Origin of the sequence: Maribellus mangrovi (genome assembly GCF_037646455.1) — a bacterium.
Taxonomy (GTDB): domain Bacteria; phylum Bacteroidota; class Bacteroidia; order Bacteroidales; family Prolixibacteraceae; genus Draconibacterium; species Draconibacterium mangrovi_A.
In genome coordinates this window covers 105,900-126,933 of sequence record NZ_JBBIXN010000007.1, presented here as the reverse complement: position 1 = coordinate 126,933, position 21,034 = coordinate 105,900, and the positions used below count along the sequence as shown (strand labels likewise).

At 42.2% G+C, this 21,034-nt stretch carries 16 protein-coding genes; 10 read left to right on the top strand and 6 right to left on the bottom strand.

Going from position 1 to position 21,034, the window contains the following annotated elements; translation table 11 throughout:
- Positions 1-125: 125 nt before the first annotated feature.
- From WFY05_RS20545 to WFY05_RS20535, 3 genes are all read left to right on the top strand, one after another.
- The gene (locus WFY05_RS20545; protein ID WP_340114814.1) at positions 126-1,502 is read left to right on the top strand and encodes a glycoside hydrolase family 27 protein; all 1,377 of its coding nucleotides are present in this window, start codon (positions 126-128) and stop codon (positions 1,500-1,502) included.
- A 13-nt stretch (positions 1,503-1,515) separates the two neighbouring features.
- A complete protein-coding gene (locus tag WFY05_RS20540) occupies positions 1,516-3,894 on the top strand; it encodes a beta-L-arabinofuranosidase domain-containing protein (RefSeq protein WP_340114813.1) in 2,379 nt (792 codons plus the stop codon).
- 123 nt (positions 3,895-4,017) lie between these two features.
- The gene (locus tag WFY05_RS20535; protein ID WP_340114812.1) at positions 4,018-5,736 is read left to right on the top strand and encodes a sodium:solute symporter; all 1,719 of its coding nucleotides are present in this window, start codon (positions 4,018-4,020) and stop codon (positions 5,734-5,736) included.
- 176 nt (positions 5,737-5,912) lie between these two features.
- On the opposite strand, the gene WFY05_RS20530 is transcribed toward WFY05_RS20535, so the two are convergent.
- Positions 5,913-6,947, bottom strand: a complete 1,035-nt coding sequence (locus tag WFY05_RS20530) for a LacI family DNA-binding transcriptional regulator (protein WP_340114811.1) — start codon at positions 6,945-6,947, stop codon at positions 5,913-5,915.
- A 167-nt stretch (positions 6,948-7,114) separates the two neighbouring features.
- Here WFY05_RS20530 and kduI point away from each other — a divergent pair, with 167 nt between their 5' ends.
- Both kduI and WFY05_RS20520 read left to right on the top strand, forming a co-directional pair.
- Positions 7,115-7,957, top strand: coding sequence for a 5-dehydro-4-deoxy-D-glucuronate isomerase (kduI, locus tag WFY05_RS20525; RefSeq protein ID WP_340114810.1), 843 nt, complete (start codon positions 7,115-7,117; stop codon positions 7,955-7,957).
- Between the two features lie 92 nt (positions 7,958-8,049).
- The gene (locus WFY05_RS20520; RefSeq protein ID WP_340114809.1) at positions 8,050-8,853 is read left to right on the top strand and encodes a gluconate 5-dehydrogenase; all 804 of its coding nucleotides are present in this window, start codon (positions 8,050-8,052) and stop codon (positions 8,851-8,853) included.
- A gap of 153 nt (positions 8,854-9,006) precedes the next feature.
- Here WFY05_RS20520 and WFY05_RS20515 read toward each other — a convergent pair whose 3' ends face one another.
- Entirely contained in the window at positions 9,007-9,384 is a 378-nt protein-coding gene (locus tag WFY05_RS20515) for a GxxExxY protein (RefSeq protein WP_340114808.1), read from the bottom strand.
- A gap of 154 nt (positions 9,385-9,538) precedes the next feature.
- Between WFY05_RS20515 and ffh the strand changes: the two genes are divergently transcribed.
- The 4 genes from ffh to WFY05_RS20495 all read left to right on the top strand — a co-directional run bounded on the left by ffh (position 9,539) and on the right by WFY05_RS20495 (position 13,464).
- A complete protein-coding gene (ffh, locus tag WFY05_RS20510) occupies positions 9,539-10,876 on the top strand; it encodes a signal recognition particle protein (RefSeq protein ID WP_340114807.1) in 1,338 nt (445 codons plus the stop codon).
- 74 nt (positions 10,877-10,950) lie between these two features.
- Positions 10,951-11,826: a bifunctional methylenetetrahydrofolate dehydrogenase/methenyltetrahydrofolate cyclohydrolase FolD gene (gene folD / locus WFY05_RS20505; RefSeq protein WP_340114806.1), complete on the top strand. Its 876-nt coding sequence runs from the start codon at positions 10,951-10,953 to the stop codon at positions 11,824-11,826.
- Positions 11,827-11,916: 90 nt separating this feature from the next.
- Positions 11,917-12,939 (top strand): hypothetical protein, encoded by a 1,023-nt coding sequence (locus WFY05_RS20500; protein WP_340114805.1) that lies wholly within the window; start codon positions 11,917-11,919, stop codon positions 12,937-12,939.
- A 135-nt stretch (positions 12,940-13,074) separates the two neighbouring features.
- On the top strand, positions 13,075-13,464 hold the full coding sequence (locus WFY05_RS20495; RefSeq protein ID WP_340114804.1) for a DUF3276 family protein: 390 nt from the start codon (positions 13,075-13,077) through the stop codon (positions 13,462-13,464).
- A gap of 144 nt (positions 13,465-13,608) precedes the next feature.
- On the opposite strand, the gene WFY05_RS20490 is transcribed toward WFY05_RS20495, so the two are convergent.
- Positions 13,609-15,507 carry an ABC-F family ATP-binding cassette domain-containing protein gene (locus WFY05_RS20490; protein ID WP_340114803.1) on the bottom strand — a complete coding sequence of 633 codons (1,899 nt, stop codon included), beginning with the start codon at positions 15,505-15,507 and terminating at the stop codon, positions 13,609-13,611.
- A 6-nt stretch (positions 15,508-15,513) separates the two neighbouring features.
- Positions 15,514-16,767, bottom strand: a complete 1,254-nt coding sequence (locus tag WFY05_RS20485; RefSeq protein WP_340114802.1) for a serine hydrolase domain-containing protein — start codon at positions 16,765-16,767, stop codon at positions 15,514-15,516.
- Positions 16,768-17,176: 409 nt separating this feature from the next.
- On the opposite strand from WFY05_RS20485, the gene nth reads away from it, so the two are divergent.
- Entirely contained in the window at positions 17,177-17,827 is a 651-nt protein-coding gene (gene nth, locus WFY05_RS20480; RefSeq protein ID WP_340114801.1) for an endonuclease III, read from the top strand.
- A gap of 77 nt (positions 17,828-17,904) precedes the next feature.
- Here the strand turns inward: nth and araA are convergent, their stop codons facing one another.
- Positions 17,905-19,410: an L-arabinose isomerase gene (gene araA, locus WFY05_RS20475; protein WP_340114800.1), complete on the bottom strand. Its 1,506-nt coding sequence runs from the start codon at positions 19,408-19,410 to the stop codon at positions 17,905-17,907.
- A gap of 128 nt (positions 19,411-19,538) precedes the next feature.
- Positions 19,539-20,969, bottom strand: coding sequence for a pyridoxal-dependent decarboxylase (locus WFY05_RS20470; RefSeq protein ID WP_340114799.1), 1,431 nt, complete (start codon positions 20,967-20,969; stop codon positions 19,539-19,541).
- Positions 20,970-21,034 lie beyond the last annotated feature (65 nt).

Here is a 21,034-nt window from a genome sequence, read left to right as displayed (position 1 = left end):
TATGTATGTGCGGAGCTTGGTGGATGAAAGATTCAGTGTTATCTGTAAAATTTTTGTTTTCATTTTTTTAAAGTGTATCTTGTACACTTAAGATGTATTAACTATCTTGCGCCAAAACTATTCCAATGAAACAGTACTACTTAAACTTGTCAGCTATCTTACTCTTTTTCCTGTCATCGTGCACAGGAACGAAACCCACAGAAAAATTTGAGAAAGGCGAATTTAAAACCTGGGCTCAAACGCCACCGATGGGGTGGAACAGCTGGGACTGTTACGGGCCAACCGTTGAGGAGCATGAGGTAAAAGCCAACGCCGATTACATGGCTGAAAATCTATCAGCTTATGGCTGGGAATATATTGTTGTGGACATCAGGTGGTTTGTAGAAAACGATAAAGCCGGCGGTTACAATCAGACTGATCCGCGATATGTAATCGATGAATACGGACGTTATCAACCGGCTGTCAACCGTTTTCCTTCGGCCGCCGATGGCAAAGGTTTTAAAGAACTGGCCGACTATGTGCACGGCAAAGGATTAAAATTTGGTATTCACATTATGCGTGGTATCCCAAAAGTAGCTGTTGAGAAAAAGCTACCAATTCTGGGTACTGATGGAATAACTGCCGATCAGATTTACTCCACCGAAATGCAGTGCCCGTGGTTGCGCGATAATTATACAATTGTAGCCGACAAACCGGGAGCTCAGGAATATTATAACTCGATATTTAATATGTATGCGCAGTGGGGGGTTGACTTCATAAAAGTCGATGACCTTTCGCGGCCCTATCACAAAGCCGAAATTGAACTGATACGGAATGCGATCGATCAGTGCGGAAGACCAATTGTTTTGAGCACCTCGCCGGGTGCAACGCCAATTTCAGCAGCTGATCATGTAAAAGAACATGCAAACATGTGGCGAATGGTCGACGATGTCTGGGATACCTGGCATCATTTTGCAAATCTGATAAAGGTAGCCGAGCAATGGTACCCATACATTTCTCCGGGTACTTGGCCCGATTGCGATATGATCCCGCTGGGTCGGATTTCAATTCGTGGAGAGCGCGGACAAGATCGCATGACAAGACTCAGCAAGGAAGAACAGTATTCTTTAATGACGCTTTTCACCATTTTTAAATCGCCGCTTATGTTTGGGGGAGATTTGCCTAGTAACGATGCATTTACACTTTCACTACTGACAAACAGTGAAGTATTGCGCATGCATCGCGAAAGTACTAATGTGCGCCAGCTGTTTCAAAAAGACGAAATGGTAGCCATAACTTCGGATAATCCCGAAACCGGAGAGAAATACCTCGCATTGTTCAACATTTCTGATGACCTTGAACCTAAAGAGGTGAGTGCTACATTTGATGATTCCGATCAGAATATTGAATATGCCGTTACCGATCTTTGGACGGGAGAGAATGTTGGTAACTGTTCAGGTACCTTCAGCAAAAGTCTGAATGCACATACGAGCGGATTGTATAAACTTGTGAAAGTGGAATAACTTTTTATGAGAGATGAAAACGTACATTTTATTTATACTGGTGATGATCGGTGTAGTCGCCTGCCAGAAGCAGGAAGACAATTCACCCATCGACTATTTAAAGCTGAGTGATGTTCGTCTGCTCGATAGCGAGTTTAAAAATGCGCAGGAACAGGACATCGCGTATTTAATGGCACTGGATCCTGACCGTTTGCTTGCACCTTTTCTTCGTGAAGCCGGTTTAGAACCAAAGGCTGAAAGCTATCCAAACTGGGAAAATACTGGGCTCGACGGACATATCGGTGGTCATTACCTGACTGCATTGTCATTGATGTATGCTTCAACCGATGATCAGGAAATCAAGCAACGTCTCGACTATATGCTGGTCGAACTGAAACGTTGTCAGGATGCTAATGGAAACGGCTACATTGGCGGTGTTCCGGGTGGAAATGCAATGTGGCAGGAAATTAAAGAAGGTAACATTCGTCCCGGAGCCTTTAGTTTGAACGAAAAATGGGTTCCTCTTTATAATATTCATAAAACATATGCCGGATTGCGCGATGCATGGCTGTATGCCGGGAATGAGGAGGCTAAGCAGATGCTGATTGCGATGACGGACTGGATGCTGGACCTCGTGGCCGATTTAAGCGACGATCAGATTCAGAGTATGTTGATAAGCGAGCATGGCGGATTGAACGAAACTTTTGCCGATGTAGCTGAAATTACCGGCGATGAAAAATACCTCACATTGGCAAAACAATTCTCTCACCGCGAAATACTCGATCCGCTGATTGAGCATCACGACGAATTGAACGGGAAACATGCCAACACACAAATACCTAAAGTGATCGGTTACCAACGCGTTGCCGAGTTGGGGGGCGATTCAGCCTGGTCGGATGCCGCACTTTTCTTCTGGAACGATGTGGTAAACGAACGCAGTGTGTGCATTGGAGGCAATAGCGTGCGCGAGCACTTTCATCCAAAGGGCGATTTTTCTGAAATGATATCATCCGTTGAAGGTCCAGAGACCTGCAATTCTTATAATATGTTGAAATTGACCAGGATGTTGTACCGAACTTACGGTAATGATAGCAAGTTTATCGACTACTTCGAAAAGACACTTTACAACCATATTTTAGCTTCAATCAATCCGAATAATGGCGGGCTGGTTTATTTTACGCCAATGCGACCGAATCATTACCGGGTATACTCGCAACCGCAAACCAGCTTTTGGTGCTGCGTTGGGTCCGGTATCGAAAATCCGGGGAAATACAACGAAATGATTTATGCACACAGCGATAATTCGTTGTATGTAAACCTGTTTATTCCTTCGGTATTGAACTGGAAAGCCAAAAACACGGAAGTGATTCTGGAAACGCAATTTCCTGATGACAGTAAAGTAAAGCTCACCGTTAATCCTGAAGCCGAAACAAATTTCAATCTGAAGATTCGTTATCCTGAGTGGGTAGCCGATGGAGAGATGGAAATGAAAGTAAACGGTAAGTCTGTTCGTTTTTACAAAACTTCAAATGGCTATGCGGCCCTTGAACGCCAATGGAAAGAAGGAGATGAAGTGGAAATTGTTTTGCCCATGAAACCGGGTTTGGACCAACTGCCCGATGGAAGTAACAATTTCGCCCTGACCTATGGCCCGATCGTTCTGGCTGCTGAAACAGGAACCGATGATCTGCGCGGACTTTATGCCGATGCCAGTCGGATGGGACATGTTGCTCACGGACACATGGTTCCTCTTAAAGATCGTCAGGTGATAATTGCCAATGAGAATGAATTGACGACAAAGCTTAAAAGAACATCGGATGACACACTCGAGTTTGAATTGGATGGTGTATTTACCGATGGGCATAAAACAAAGCTGAATTTGAAACCTTTTTACAGGATTCACGATTCACGATATAACATTTACTGGGCACAGGCCACTGAAGAAGAACTGCAGGCCAAGATTGAAGAAATGGAAAAAGCCGAACAGGCAGAATTGGCACTGAACAAGATTACGGTGGATAAAATTGGCTGTGGTGAGCAGCAACCCGAAGCGGACCATTTTATTGAATTCAGACGCTCCTGGACCGGTTACCACAACGACAGACATTTCCGCGAAGCCAATGCCTGGTTCAGTTATAAACTCAACAATAAAAATGAAGAAGGCAGGTATATTTACCTGGAATACTTCGATCGGGAAGTGGATCGCAAGACGGATATTTTTATCGACGATCAATTGCTGAGTACATTTGAATTGGATGGTGAAGGGGGAGAAGAGCCATTGGTTAAAATTCTGCCCTTACCCGAAAGTGAATGGGGTAAAGAGACAATTGAATTAAAGTTCGCGGCAATGGATAGACGCAAAACAATGCAGCTGATCGAGGTGAGGTTACTGGATTCGGAAAAGGGAATTTAATATTTAGGACAGGTACGCTTAAAATGTCATTACTTTTCGTAAGTTATAAGACAAATACAACTAAAATAAGATACATTTGTGCACTCAATCTGAAGAATTAATAAACTAAACAAATAGTTAAAAATGGCAACACTAGACTGGATTGTAATAGCAGGGTTCGCTGTGCTATTAATCGGAATTATTATCTGGGTATTTATGCAGAAAGAGGAAACCTCCGGCGACTACTTTCTGGCAGGAAGAGGTGCTACCTGGGTAGCAATCGGAGCTTCAATTTTTGCATCGAATATTGGCTCAGAGCACTTAATAGGATTAGCTGGAGCCGGCGCATCAAGCGGAATGGCGATGGCACATTGGGAAATCCAGGGTTGGATGATCCTGATCCTGGGGTGGGTGTTCGTACCGTTCTATTCGCGTAGTATGGTTACAACAATGCCCGAATTTCTGGAACGTCGGTACAACAAAGAATCGCGTTCGATTTTATCGCTCATTTCACTCATTAGTTATGTATTAACCAAAGTGGCCGTAACGGTTTACGCCGGTGGTCTGGTTTTCAAAGAAGTTTTTGGAATTGAAACGCTTTGGGGAATCGATTTCTTCTGGATCTCGGCAATTGGTCTTGTACTTATTACCGCTATCTACACTGTAATTGGCGGAATGAAATCGGTGCTTTATACCTCGGTATTGCAAACACCTATTTTGCTGCTGGGATCGCTGATCATCGTTGTGCTCGGTTTGCGTGCACTTGGCGGTTGGGACGAAATGATGCGCATTACAAGTGCGGTTCAGATAAACGATTACGGCGATAGTATGACCAACCTGATCCGAAGCAACCGGGATGCGGATTTTCCGTGGCTTGGAGTATTTATTGGCTCGGCAGTTATTGGTTTCTGGTACTGGTGTACCGACCAGTTTATCGTACAGCGTGTTTTGTCGGGTAAAGACGAAACTCAATCGCGCCGTGGTACTATCTTTGGTGCATACCTGAAACTCACTCCGGTATTCTTATTTATGATTCCGGGAATGATCGCATTTGCAATGGCTAAAAAAGGTGTGGTTGTTAATGGTGAAGTATTTTCATTAACATCAGCCGATGCGGCGTTTCCAACTCTTGTAGCCACTTTGTTGCCGGCAGGTGTTAAAGGATTGGTGGTAGCAGGAATTTTGGCTGCTTTGATGAGTTCGCTGGCATCGCTGTTTAACTCATCGGCCATGTTGTTTACCATCGACTTCTATAAAAAATTCAAGCCAACTGCTACTGAGAAAAAATTATTGCATGTTGGTCGTACTGCAACAGTTGTTGTAGTTATTCTAGGTATTCTCTGGATACCGATTATGCGAAGTGTTGGTAACGTACTTTACGAATATTTACAGGATGTGCAATCGGTACTTTCGCCCGGAATTGCAGCAGCATTCCTGTTGGGAGTAATTTCAACCCGGCCAACACCTAAAGGTGGAATGTGGGGTATGATTGCCGGATTTGTGATCGGAATTATTCGAATCGGCTCTAAAGTCATGTATACAAGTTTGGCTAAAGCCGATGGCTATACCGATGTAAAATTGTGGGCGGCCGATAATGGAGTCAATCACTTTTTCTATCAGTTGTTCTACGATGTTAACTGGTTGTTCTTTAGTGGAGGAATGCTCGTATTCAGTATACTGGTAATTGTAGTGGTGAGTAGGTTTACACCTTCTGCATCTGCCGCACAAATCCAGGGACTTACGTTTAAATCGATCACAAAAGAGCAGAAAATGGCTTCGCGGGCAAGCTGGAACGGTTGGGATTTATTCCATACTGCCGTTATCCTTGCACTAACCGTTGCATTCTACATATATTTCTGGTAAAATTCTGGATATAATTATAGAACTGGAAGAGGTTGTTTCATAAGAGACAGCCTCTTTTTTTATCGGCGTAAAACGACATATTAAAAGGTTGAAGCGTTTTTTGTAATGTTAATCGCTTGTTTGGAAATGGATGTGCACGAATAATTCCTTAATGATTGAGGAATTTCATAATTGATTTATTTCTGTTTCTTTATCCCTGAAGATTCCCGAACAATAAGTTCTGTCGGCATCTTTATTGTTTCGAAGGTTAGCGGAGCTTCTTTTACCAGAACTTGTTGAATGATAAGTTCGGCGGCTTTTTGCCCCATCTCAAAACCCGGCTGTTTTATGGTGGTGATGGACGGAGTAACGACTTCGGAAAAAGGTTCGTTGCTAAAACCTACAATGGCAATGTCCTCAGGAACCCTTATGTTTTTACCCCGCAGCGTTATGACTGCACTCAGTGCAGTAGTATCGTTGGCACAGAAAATGGCGTCTGGCAAGGTTTTATTCCGTAAAAGCTTCTTAACCGCTTTTTCTCCTTCTTCACGGGTCAGACTGTTATGGATGATCGCAGATTCATCAATTGGCAGCCTGGCATCATTCAATGCTTTTAAATAGCCTTCCTGTCGGTTTTGATAGATCTTCAGGTTCAATGGCCCGCCAATCATGGCAATTCTTTTTCGACCTTGATCAATGAGGTGTTTGGTGGCAATGTAAGCTCCTTCAAAATCATCGACTACAATTTTATGTGCTTCAATATCGTCCACCACGCGATCGAAAAATACGAGTGGAATATTGCGTTCTGAAAATAGCTTTAAATGTTCATAAGTGGTCGTGTTCATTCCAATCGAAAGGATCAAACCATCAACCCGGTTGGTGAACAGCGTTTGTGCAATTTTGCTTTCCTTTTCAAAATCGTCGTTCGATTGCGAAATGGTAACCGCAAATCCTTGCTGGTAGGCCACATCTTCAATACCACTGATCACCGCGGAAAAGAAATGGCGGTTGATCAAAGGAACAATAACACCGATGGTATTGGTTCTGCGGGTACGGAAATTGGCTGCAAGAATATTCGGCCGGTATCCCATCTCCTGTGCGGCTTTTTTTATTTTATAACGGGTAGCCTCGCTAATCAGTGGGTTGTCTTTTAGCGCCCGTGAAACGGTTGATGCCGAAATGTTAAGTGCCTTGGCTATATCGTGAATTGTAGTTTCCGGTTTCTGGCTCATTGCCTCAGAATTTGAGGATAAAGTTAAGAATTTTTCCTTAGCTATGCAATCGATTGCATTTTACTGATTTTCTTACTATTTTTGTGTTCATGAGGTTATAAGATCTTATATGATCGAATAACAATTTTGAAAACAATAAACATTTAAAATTTTAAAGACAGTAAGATATGGCTACAATTTATGAAGAAAGATTTGCTTATCATCCCGAGGATTTTAAATCGTACGGGACAGAGAAAATCAGAAAAGAATTTTTAGTAGAAAAGTTAATGGATCCAGGGAATATTCGTTTGGTATATTCTTCAATTGAACGATACATTGTTGGAGGCGCTGTTCCGGTGGAAGAGGCTTTGCCACTTGAAGCCATTGACCCCTTAAAAGCAGAATTTTTCTGCAACAGACGTGAGGTTGGAGTTATCAACGTGGCCGGTCCGGGATCGATTATTGTTGACGGAACTGAATATAAAATGGATTTTAAAGATGCCATTTACATCGGGCAAGGCAGTAAAGAAGTACTTTTCAAATCTGATGATGCTTCAAATCCTGCTCACTATTACATCAATTCGGCACCTGCGCACAAAGCTTATCCTACCAAACATGTAACCATGGGCGATGCCAATGTGTTGCATCTTGGAGCGCTGGAAACTTCAAACGAACGTAATATCAACCAGTTGCTGATCAACGGTGTTGTCGAAACCTGTCAACTTCAAATGGGAATGACCGAACTGAAAAAAGGAAGTGTTTGGAACACCATGCCTCCTCACCAGCACAGTCGACGTAACGAGGTTTATTTCTATTTTAACGTGCCTGAAGGACAGGCCATTTGTCACTTTATGGGACAGCCCGACGAAACACGTCACATCTGGATGGCCAATGAACAGGCTGTAATTTCACCGGAATGGTCGATTCACGCTGCTGCCGGAACAACAAACTACATTTTTATCTGGGGAATGGCAGGAGAAAACCTCGACTATACCGATATGGATGTAATTGCTCCAACTGATCTTCGATAAAAAATCAGCAGAATGCGCTTAATCTGCAATCAACCTGGTGTAGTTGCGGGCAGCGAACTCTGCACTTTTAACTTTAAACATTAAACTGAATTATGATACAGGAATTATTTGACTTAAGCGGAAAAGTTGCCCTGATTACCGGGGGAACTCACGGAATTGGAATGGCCATTGGTAAAGTATTGGGCCAGGCCGGCGCCAAAATTTGTGTGAACGATATTTCGGACGAAAAACTGGAGAGTTGCAAAGCAGAATATGCCGAAGCCGGAATCGATGTTTACGCGCTAAAGTTCGACGTGACCAATGAAGCAGATGTTGATGCTGGAATTTCAAAGATTGAAACAGAAGTTGGCGACATCGATATTCTGGTGAACAATGCCGGAATTATCAAACGGATCCCGATTTTGGATATGCCGGTAGCCGATTACAAACAAGTGATCGATATCGACCTTGTGGCACCGCTGATCGTTGCCAAGCGTGTAGCTCCGAAAATGATTGAAAGGCGATCGGGAAAGATCATCAACATGTGTTCGATGATGAGCGTTTACGGACGTAACTCAGTTTCGGCTTATGCATCGGCAAAGGGTGGTTTGAAACTGCTGACTGCCAACATGACTTGTGAGTGGGCGAAATACAACGTTCAGATCAACGGAATCGGGCCGGGATACATTGCAACTTCGCAAACTGCACCGATTCGTGAAGGTGGTCATCCGTTTAACGATTTGGTAATGACACGTACACCTGCAGGTCGCTGGGGTGAACCCGAAGATGTTGGTAATGCAGCACTGTTCCTCGCATCAAAAGCCAGTGACTTTGTAAACGGTCATGTATTATATGTCGATGGAGGTATTTTGGCCAACTTCGGTTATGTAAAAGGCGAAAACGATCTGCCGGAATAAGCTGTCGATCAAACGAAAATACAAAAACCGTTCTTAAGCAAAATGCAAAATAAGAACGGTTTTTTTATGCTTTATTGTAGTGAAATTCTACCCGAATATAGAAATTAATCCACGCAAAGTGCGCCAAGTTCTTAAACGCTAATTACGCAAAGTTTACAGTTTGTTTACGACGCGATGGATATTATCTTTTAGAGTTTTTGAGTTGAAATTTATTAACAGACCTAATTTAAGATTTGATAATTTAAGATAGGTTAATAACTGTGAATAATGGACCGGAGCTAAGGTTTCTACAGCTTTTATCTCAATAATCACTTTATTATTTACTAATAGGTCAAGCCGGTATCCAACTTCTTGCTTCACATTTTTGTATATAAATGGCATTGGAACTTGCTGTTTTACATCAAACCCGAAAGTTCTTAAATCATATGCCAAAGCATTTTCATAAGCTGATTCAAGTAATCCCGGGCCAATGGTCTTGTGAATTTCAATAGCGGCTCCAATTACCTGATACGAAATTTCATTTTCAGTCATCGTCTTAGCGAATTTTGCGAGTTATTTTGCGGTTTTTGCGAGGAATAAATTTAAGAATAAACTCATTATATTTCAAATAGTATTTGGACGAGTGAACTTAGAGCTTTAGCTTTTTTTTTCTATTTTTGCACCTCATTTTAAAAGAATTAAACGCATGTTCGAGAATTTAAGTGACAGGCTGGAGCGGTCCTTTAAACTGTTAAAAGGACAGGGGACGATTACCGAGATCAACGTTGCTGAAACTTTAAAAGATATCCGTCGTGCATTACTTGATGCTGACGTTAACTATAAAATTGCCAAGAAATTTACCGACGACGTAAAAGATAAGGCGCTGGGACAGCAGGTACTTACTGCTGTCAAACCCGGGCAGTTGATGGTAAAAATCGTGAAGGATGAACTCGCTGAATTGATGGGTGGGAAGGCCACCGAAATCGAGTTGAAAAGCAAACCTTCGGTAATTTTGATGTCGGGGTTGCAGGGATCGGGTAAAACCACCTTCTCGGGCAAACTGGCCAACCTGCTGAAAAAGAAACAAGGCCGTCATCCCTTGCTGGTAGCAGGCGACGTTTATCGTCCTGCGGCGATCGATCAGTTGAAAGTGCTGGGTGAGCAGATCGGTGTTCCGGTGTATATCGAAGAAGGGAACATGGACCCCGTGAAGATCGCCAAAGCTGCCATAAAAGAAGCCAAAGAAAAAGGTAACGATGTTGTGATCGTGGATACTGCCGGTCGTTTGGCCATTGATGAGCAGATGATGAATGAAATATCATCGATTAAAAAAGCGATCGATCCGGATGAGATTCTGTTTGTTGTTGACTCAATGACCGGTCAAGATGCCGTAAATACAGCGAAAGAATTTAACGACCGACTCGATTTCAACGGGGTGGTACTGACCAAGCTCGATGGTGATACCCGCGGTGGTGCAGCGCTTTCGATTCGTTCGGTGGTTGAAAAACCCATCAAATTTGTGGGTACTGGCGAGAAAGTGGATGCACTCGATGTTTTCCACCCCGATCGTATGGCCGACCGTATTTTGGGGATGGGGGATATTGTTTCGCTGGTTGAAAAAGCCCAGGAACAATTTGATGAAGAGGAAGCCAAGCGAATTCAGAAAAAACTTGCTAAAAATACCTTTGATTTTAACGACTTCCTGAAACAGATCAGCCAGATCAAAAAAATGGGTAACCTCAAAGATGTGGTTGGAATGATTCCTGGAATGGGAAAAGCCATGAAGGGAATGGATATCGACGACGATGCATTTAAGCACATCGAGGCCATCATTCATTCAATGACTTCTGCCGAGCGTCAGGATCCATCGATTATAAGTGGTTCGCGCAGAAAACGTATTGCCGACGGATCGGGAACCGATGTGCAGGAAGTAAACCGCTTGCTGAAACAGTTTGCTGAAACCCGGAAAATGATGCGCATGGTTTCGCAAGGTAAAAACGTACAACGGATGATGTCGGGTATGCAGCAGCGTGGAAGGCGATAAGAGTCACTGGTCGGTTTTAACTGGAAGACGAATTGGTTATATGATATTCAGAAATAACTTCTAAGAAGATAAAAATGGAATTAATTGACGGGAAAAAAGTGGCTGCTGAAATTAAGCAGGAAATCGCTGTAGAGGTAAAAAAGATTGTTGAAGGCGGAGGTAAACAACCCCACTTAGCGGCCGTTTTGGTGGGCCATGATGGTGGCAGCGAAACCTATGTCGCTTATAAAATTAAAGATTGCGAAGCGGTTGGTTTTAAATCGTCGTTAATCCGTTATGAAGATGATGTGACCGAAGAAGAGTTGCTGGACAAAGTCGATGAACTGAATAACGATGATGACCTGGATGGTTTTATTGTTCAGTTGCCACTTCCTAAGCATATTTCCGAACAAAAAATAATTGAGGCCATCGATCCGAAAAAGGATGTGGATGGTTTTCACCCGATCAATGTAGGACGAATGGTGATCGGATTACCTTCTTTTGTGTCGGCTACTCCTTACGGAATTGTTGAGTTGCTGAAACGCTACAACATTGAAACCAGCGGCAAGAATTGTGTGGTTCTTGGACGAAGCAACATTGTTGGACGGCCAATGAGTGTGCTGATGTCGCAAAAGGCGATGAACGCAACCGTAACTGTTGCACACAGTCGTACCGCTAATTTGAAAGAAGTTTGCCGGAATGCTGATATTCTGATCGTAGCCATGGGTGTGCCTGAATTCGTGAAAGGTGATATGGTAAAAGAAGGTGCCGTTGTAATCGATGTGGGTACAACACGTGTTAAATCGGATCTTACCAAATCGGGCTGGAAATTGAAAGGTGATGTACTTTTCGATGAGGTAGCTCCGAAATGTTCGTACATCACGCCGGTTCCGGGTGGAGTAGGACCGATGACCCGAACCTCACTTTTGCTGAATACTTTGCTTTCGGCTAAGAAGGAGATTTATAAATAATAGATTTTAATCGAAATAGTAAAGGCGGATGATCATCCGCCTTTTTTTGTGTCTGTAAAAATTCTATTTTTACTAAAAACCAATTTAAACATGTACAGAATTCCTGAACCTTTTTTTAAACTTCGATGCTTTTACTGCTTTGGAATTATAGTGCTGTTTACACTTCTTGGTATTTGTGCAACAGGACAAGAAATTATTGTTAATAAATTGCCCTATGATTCTATTTCTGCCATTGACGAATCCAACAATCAGTTGGTAGATCCGGAAATTTATCCTGAATGGGGTAATGCAAAGAATTTGCTATATGAACGTGTAGCTGCGGTTATTGATACATCATGGTGGATTCCTGAAATTCGCCAAGCAGTAAGCGAATGGAAAAGAACACACGAAGTTACCGATGACGGGAAAGAATATTATTTAAACACCCTATTTCAAAATCAAAAAGGTGAGTTTATCATAGAACGACTCCCCTATAAATTACAGTATTTGTTTGGTGAAATTGGAGGAGGTTATAAAGTGGAACAGGTAATGGTTTTAGAAGGAGCTGCTTCCAGAAACAAATTAATCCAGAATAGTGAAAAGCAAGGTAAGACATTTGATCCGACACACCTTTATCGTCCGATAGTCTGTGTTTTTGATAATGCGATAAGTTTAAAAGAAACAGTTATTAAAATAATAGATTTGAATGCAGCAATTCGTTACCCAAATCGAATACAGTATTTTTCCTATGGTAAGATTGTTCCGAAAAATATTTCGATTGCTTTTAATTTTGGGGATTCTAAATATACATTTGAATACATTTCGAAACTATGTGTTGATCAATACCAGTATAATGGATACGGCGCGATTCATCCCGTATTCTATAATATTCAGTTAGTTCTTAGTGAAGAAAAAAGCGGTCAGGAATGGATCATATACAAAAACCCTGACGACTGTAATTATAATATCTCAGGAATTAGCGTTGCTGATATTAATGGAGATGATTATCCTGATATTTTGTTAAAAGTGGTAAGCGAACTTGGAGAATGGAGGCTTGTATATTTTTCCAAAGTTGGCGAAAACATCAAGTTCGAATATCAAGGATTTACGGAAATCTATTTTATTGATCCATAATCAATTCTGTAATCAATAAGTTCGGAGCTGGTAATTTTACGAGCGAAACCGGCAGCTTTCTGGCCATTTGCTTACATTTCTAAAATATTTTTCTATTTTTGAGTTGAACTAAATCAAAAATCAAAAGAATTCAGAATGGAAAGTGTTGGCAATAAGGAGGGAGCAAATAAATCAGAAAGCAAATTCAAACAGGAAATTCATTCAAAAGTAATTCGGGCCGGAAAGCGCACTTATTTTTTTGATGTAAAAAGTACACGTAGTAACGAGTATTACCTCACCATTACCGAAAGTAAAAAACGCTTTGGCGAAAACGGTAAATTCAGCTACGAAAAACACAAAATCTTTTTGTACCGCGAAGATTTCGAAAAGTTTGTGGATAGCCTGAATGAGGTGGTAGATTATATCCACGAAAATCAACCGGAAGGTGTTATCGATGAGCCTGTGAAAAATGTGGAAGAAGAAGTAGTTGTGGAGGAAAAAGAGCCGGCCAAAGATTATACCAATGTCGATTTCGAAGACATTTAATTCCAGACTTCATTTTATTTAGTGCACCCCTTTTATAATATTCTGCAGGGGCATGTTTGTTAGTTGTTTCTGTGTAAGTTTGATCAGTACAGCTGGGTATGACTGTAACTAAAAATCCGCTTGAATTTTATTTGTTTATTGTAACTAAGCCAGCTCGCTTAATTCCAGCCATCTAAACTCTTTTTCATCCAGAAGGGCTTTGATTTTCTCCAGTTCCAGCGACTTTTCGTAGAGTTTGTCGTGTGGAAGTTCACCTGAATTCATGGCCTCTTCCAATGTTGTTTTCTGTTGTTCCAGTTCCGGAATCTCTTTTTCCAGTTGCTCAAACTCACGCTTTTCGTTGTACGAAAGTTTACGCTTGTTTTGCCCCTTTTCTTCAGATTTTATTTTCGCCTGGGCTTTTTCCTGTGCCTGGCTTTGAGCCTTCGACTTCGCCTGTTCCTTTACCTTTTGTTTTGCTTCGTCTTCCTCTACTTTATTACGATAAATGGTGTAATTCCCCGGAAAATCGCTAACAGCACCTTCTCCTTCAAATACAAAAAGATGGTCAACAATCTTATCCATAAAAAAGCGATCGTGCGAAACCAGTACCACGCAACCCGCAAACGACTTAAGGTATTCTTCCAGCACATTGAGGGTCATAATATCAAGGTCATTGGTAGGCTCATCCAGGATCAGAAAATTAGGATTCTGCATCAAAACAGTGCACAGGTACAATCTCCGCTGTTCGCCGCCACTCAATTTTTCAATGTAATTGTATTGCGTTTCAGGCGGAAACAAAAAACGTGTAAGCATTTGTGTGGCACTCATTTTCGAACCATCTTCAAAATAAATGAATTCGGCAATCTTCTGAACGGCCTCGATCACTTTTTCCTGTGGATCGAAAGATATGCCTTCCTGCCGGTAGTAGCCAAATTTAATGGTCGAACCAATTTCAATAGTTCCCGAATGGGGAGTAACGGATTTTGTAATTAAATTGAGAAAAGTGGACTTTCCCGTTCCGTTTTTGCCAATTATCCCCACCTTTTCAAAACGCTTAAATTTATACGTGAAATCTTCAATCAGTTTGACTCCGGGGTAGGATTTTGAAATGTGATTCAGTTCAACGATCTTTTTCCCCAGCCGCGATGATTTTACATTCAGTTCTACTTTTTCATCGCGGATATTCTGAGAAGCGGTTTCTTTTAGGTCGTAAAAAGCATTGATACGGTATTTGGCTTTGTGTCCGCGTGCTTGTGGCATTCGACGCATCCATTCAATTTCGGTACGTAACAGGTTTTTTGCTTTTGCAACGGTGGCCTGTTGAATCTGAATCCGTTCATCGCGTTTTTCCAGGAAATACGAATAATTTCCCTGGTAGCGATAAATCTGGTTGTCCTCCATTTCGACGATCTCGTTGCACACGCGGTCTAAAAAATAACGGTCGTGGGTTACCATCAAAAGTGTCGATTTGGTGTTATCCAGGTAATCTTCCAGCCACTCAATCATTTCCAGATCAAGGTGGTTCGTAGGTTCGTCCAGGATCAACAGATCGGGATGATCGATGAGAACCTTTGCCAGTGCCAGTCGTTTTTGCTGTCCACCCGAGAGCTGTGAAACCGGTTGATCGAGAAAGTTAATGTTCAGTTCGCTCAGTATTTGTTTGAACTCAGCTTCCACTGCCCAAGCATTCAACTCATCCATTTTGGCCGAAATGTGTGCAATCTCTTCCTGGTTATTTTTTGTTACTGCCAGTTCAAAAGCTTTTACGGTTTTTATCTTTTCGTTGTCGCTGGTAAAAATCTCCTCAAGTACGGTATGATTTGGATTCAGATCGGGGATCTGCTCAAAATAGCCCACTTTCACATCGTTGGTCAGTGTTACAACTCCGGAGTCAGCCGTATCTTTTCCCGCCAGAATATTCAGCAATGTCGACTTTCCTGTGCCGTTCTTTGCAATTAAAGCGACCTTTTGTCCTTCAAAAATGGTGAACGAAATGTCTTCGAAAAGCATTAATTCTCCCCATCGCTTCGAAAGGTTCTCGGCTTGCAGGTAAGGCTTCATATTTTTTTATGATTTATCGGCAGCAGCGTTTGCCGCTTTATTTTCGGCCAGCCTGTCTTGTTCTTCAAACATGATGTTCAGGAAAGCCGGAATGTTTTTGGCGGTTTCACTCATGGGGGAGTTGCATAAAAAGGCAATACCAAAATCATCTTCTTCGCAGTAGGCAATTTCGGCCTTGTAACCCAAAACATATCCGCCGTGGTAGGCAATTCTTCGTCCTTTGTAGTCAACAATTCGCCAGCCAATAGAATATTGTTTCGATTGAATTCCACGTCCCCAACTTCTGAAATAGGTACGGCGCAGCGGTGATTTTACCTGCGGCGTGAAGATGCTTTCGCGGGCATGCTTGCTCAATACTTTTGAATCGGGATCGGTGAGTTGAACCAATAAATGTCCGAGATCGGAAATACTGGCGTTAACGCCGGCTGCAGGAGCCGTATTGTAATAACGATCGTTTAAACGCATCGGGCTAAATCGGTTGTGACCGCGATTGTAATGTGGATAAGCTTTGTTCGGATTGTTTTTAAAATCTTCAAAGCCAATTGAAGCATCGGTCATGCCGAAAGGTTGAAAGACTTTTTCCTGCATCAATGCGTCGTAGCTTTTCTTTGTTTTTATCCGGGTTACTGGATCGTAAATGCTGTAAACCACATTCTGGTAACCATACAACTGGCCGGGAGGGGCAGTGATGTCAACTTCTTTTAACCGGTCCATTATTTTTTCGAGCGGAACATGGTCCTCCACCATTAAATCGTAAGCATGAGGAATCAATCCTGAAGTGTGGCTCAGCAAGTGGCGAATTCGCAATTCGTTGGTACTTTTCTGATCTTTCAGGGCGAATTCCGGAATGTAATCGACTACTCTGGAATCAAGATCCACAACATGTTCATCGTCGAGAATGCCGGCTAAAACACCGGTTATTGATTTCGATACTGACGCCAGGCGAAAAACAGTATTCCTGTCAACCGGTTCCTTGGTGCCGGCTTTGCGAACACCATAGCATTTTAATAAGGCGATCTGTCCTTTATATACAACAACGGCGGCTGCACCAACAACTCCCGACGTATTTACATTCGCATCGAGTAAACTGTCGAATCGTGTTAGAGGAGCTTGTATTTCAGTAACAGGATTATAGCGAGGCGCTACCGGTGCAACCGGCGGTTCCACTTGAATGGGTTCGCTTTTAAACGACTGCATTTTAAACGCAATCAGCAACAAAACCCCCAGAATAACAATAAAATAGTAGCTCTTTTTCCTCATCAATTGAAATATTCCCTTCCGCATTTCTCACAAAAATAAAATTTTATGGACGATAAGAAAGCGATTTGTAAGGAGAAGTTGAATGAATTATGAACCGGGTAATATTAATATCGACTGCCAAAACAGTTTTTGTATAAACATTCATAATCATTTGTTCGTTAATAATTTCGCTTTTTAGTTTGCGTGCTTTGCTTGTTAACTAACTTCAAGATATTGGTCAAAAACGTAAAACTAAAAAAGCCGGTCAACACCGGCTTTTTATACGTCTGTTTAATTATTAACTTAAAACCATTTCTATAAAGGGGAGAAATGGTGCTTAAGCGTTACAATATTATAGACACCACAAACTCGATTTTGTTACAACTTTCATTGAAAAAATCGATTATTTTTGAAAATAAACTGAATAAGTATGCAAAAACGGAAATTATTCGACTATGTGATTCAATACTTCGAGGAAACAATGCCCATTGCCGAAACCGAACTCGACTATGGAAATCCTTTTGAATTAATCGTTGCTGTAATATTGTCTGCCCAATGTACCGATAAAAGAGTTAACCAAATTACACCTGATTTGATAAAACGTTTTCCCACACCGCAGAAAATGGCGGAGGCTGAACCGGCCGAGGTTTTTGATTACATCAGAAGTTGTTCCTATCCGAATAATAAAGCAAAGCACCTGGTGGGAATGGCACAAAAACTGCTGGAGTTGTACGATGGAGTTGTGCCGAGCGATGTTGATGATCTGCAAAAACTGCCCGGTGTGGGGCGAAAAACAGCCAATGTAATTGCATCGGTGGTTTATAATAAACCTACGCTGGCGGTAGATACGCATGTTTTCAGGGTGGCGGCACGAATTGGTTTAAGCACAAATGCCAAAACACCGCTGGCTACCGAATTGCAGTTAATGAAATACATTCCCGAAGAATTGGTTCCGAAAGCGCATCACTGGCTGATTTTACATGGCCGCTATACCTGCGTGGCCCGAAAACCGAAGTGTGAAAAGTGCGGATTGACCGAGATTTGTAAATTCTATAAAAAGGAAGTTGCCGGGGCAGTTTGAATCGCAAAATGCCATAAATAAAACACCCGGCAAACCGCAGTCTGCCGGGCGTTGAATACTATACTATCAATACTAATCTATAAACCTTTTGCAAGCATATAATAAACTTCGTTCCATTTCAGTTCTTTTTTGAACTCCGGAACTTTAGTGTCTTTTCCGATAATCACAAATTCAACATCTGCATATTCTGCAAACATTTCGATGAAATCGGGTGTTAGTGCCAGTGTAAATACCGAGTGGTGTGTACCTCCGGCGTAAATCCATGCAGCTGCACCGTCGGTAAGGTTCGGATGTGCTTTCCAGAATGCGGAAGCTACTGGCAATTTTGGCATCGTATCCAGCGGATCGATCACATCCAGAGTGTTCACGATAATGCGGAAACGGTTACCCATATCAATCATGGTAACATTAATGGCATCGCCTGTTTCGCTTTCAAAAATCAAACGTGCCGGAGCGTCTTTACCGCCAATTCCAAGAGGCTGAACCTCGAGACGTGGTTTCTTCGCTGCAATCGATGGGCAGATCTCAAGCATGTGTGCACCCAGAACGGCTTCGTTAGCCGGATCCATATGGTACGTGTAATCTTCCATAAATGAACTTCCACCTTTCATGCCTGCCGACATTGTTTTTACAATGCGAAGCAGTGCAGCTTGTTTCCAGTCTCCTTCAGCACCAAATCCATAACCTGCAGCCATTAATCGCTGAGAAGCTAATCCGGGCAGCTGGCTCAAACCTGTCAGGTTTTCAAAGTTAGTGGTGAATGCTTTAAAGTTTCCTTCCTTCATAAAACGCTTTAAAGCAATTTCGTAACGCGCCTGCACACGCACGTTTTCATGAAATTCGCCACCCGGCTTGCAGTTTTCTGCTACTTCATACTCTGCTTCGTATTCTTTATACAATTCGTCTACCTGGGCATCGGTCACTTCATTAACGAGTTCAACAAATTCGCCAAGACTATAACCATTGATTTGCCAGCCGAATTTTATTTGTGCTTCAACTTTATCACCTTCGGTTACAGCAACCTCGCGCATGTTGTCACCAAAACGAGCCACTTTCAATCCTTGAGAATCGGCCCAGCCAATAGCAGTACGACACCAGTTTCCTACCTGAGTTTGAACTTTTTCGTCCTGCCAGTGACCAACAACCACTTTACGGTTCTTGCGCATGCGTGCATTAATAAATCCGTATTCGCGACCACCGTGTGCACTTTGGTGCAGGTTCATATAATCCATGTCGATTTCGCTCCATGGAAGGTCGCGGTTAAATTGTGTATGCAGGTGCATGTAAGGTTTACTCAGAGCTTTTAAACCGCCGATCCACATTTTTGCAGGTGAAAAGGTGTGCATCCAGGTAATGATTCCGATACAGTTCTTATCGGCGCTGGCTTCAACACAAATATCCAGAATCTCGTCGGGAGTTTTTACTACCGGTTTAAATACAACTTCAACAGGAAGTTTTCCTGAAGCGTTTAATCCTTCAACAATTTTTGAAGAATCTTCGTCGACCTGTTTTAAGGTTTTGGGCCCGTATAAGTGCTGGCTACCAGTAACGAACCAAACTTTCATATCGTTAAAATCTGTCATTTTTATTGATTTAATTTGATGCTAAAATAATAATAAATTTTAATAAATGTAAAAAATACACTTTTAAAATTCGTTAATTATTTACGAATTGCACAAGTGTACATACTGTTTAGTACTGAAAGTCGATATTAAAGTTTCGCTGCAATATCAGAAATTAGTTTCCAGGCTGCTTCCAAATGCGCTTCTTCAGTGTTGGTTTGGCCAATGCTCATTCGCAACACTATTTGTCCCTTAAGTTTTGTGTGCGTGAAAAAAAGTTTTCCGCTTTCATTTACCTCATTCATTAGTTTCAAATTGAAATCGTCGCCGTTTTTATGGCAGAAGCAGACCAGATTTAACGGGGGCTCAACAAACAGCTCGAAATCGTCGGATTCGTTAATCCATTGCGTAAACATTTTTGATAGCTGTACGTGTTTGCGAATGTGAAATTGTAATCCTTCAACTCCGTAGTGACGGATAACAAACCAGAGTTTTAAGGCCCTGAAACGTCTCCCAAGCTGAACATGCCAGTCGCGGTAATCGAAAACGGCACCCGATTCGGTCGCTTTATTTTTTAGGTATTCTGGAAGTATCGAAAAGGTATTGATGAGTTCATTTCGATTGGCGACCCAAAATACATCGCAATCAAAATTGGTAAACATCCATTTGTGCGGATTAAAACAGTAGCTGTCGGCCAGTTCTGCACCATGCATAAAATGCCTGAATTCGGGGCAAAGCATTGCCGTACCCGACATGGCTGCATCGATATGAAACCAGCAGTTCTCGCTTTGTGCGATTTCGCCAATCTTTCTGAGCGGATCCATGGCGTTGGAAGAAGTTGTTCCCAATGCACCACAAATAAAAAAGGGCTGCAGACCGGATGCTTTATCTTTTTGGATATGAGCTTTCAGAAGTTCAGGACGCATAGCAAATTTTTCGTCTACATCGACTAAGCGCAGGTTGTCTTTTCCTATGCCGGCCATTTTTAAAGCTTTTTCGAGCGAAGAGTGCGTCTGTGTCGAGATGTAGGCTACCAGTTTTTGCCGAACTCCCGTTTGGTTCGATTCCATATTTGTGGCTCTTTCACGCGCCGCTATAACTGCTGTTAATGCCGAAGTTGATGCTGTATCCTGGATAACACCGCCACCGCTGGATGTTGATTTAAATTTTTCGGGCATTCCCATCATATCAGCCAGCCAGTCCAGAACGCGCGTTTCCAATTCGGTAGCTGCCGGGCTGGTTGCCCAAATCATTCCCTGAACTCCCAGACCTGAGGAAACCAGATCGCCCAAAATAGAAGGAAACGAGGTGTTGGAAGGAAAATACGCAAAGAAATTTGGTGACTGCCAGTGTGTGATCCCGGGCATGATTTTTTCATCGATATCCTGCATCATATGCTCCATCGATTCGCCATGTTGAGGCGGATCTTTAGGTAAAGAAGAAAGAATTTCCCCGGGATTTACCTGCGACAGAACAGGGTATTTTTCAATATTCTCGTAATAATCGGCAATCCAGTCGATGATTTTTTTCCCTTCAGCCCGAAATTGTTCGGGGCTCATGTGGTAGTTATGGTCTTGCAATTTATTTGGTTTTTAAGATTCCCGTAAATATACCAATTCTATAACACGACAGTATAAATTAGGGG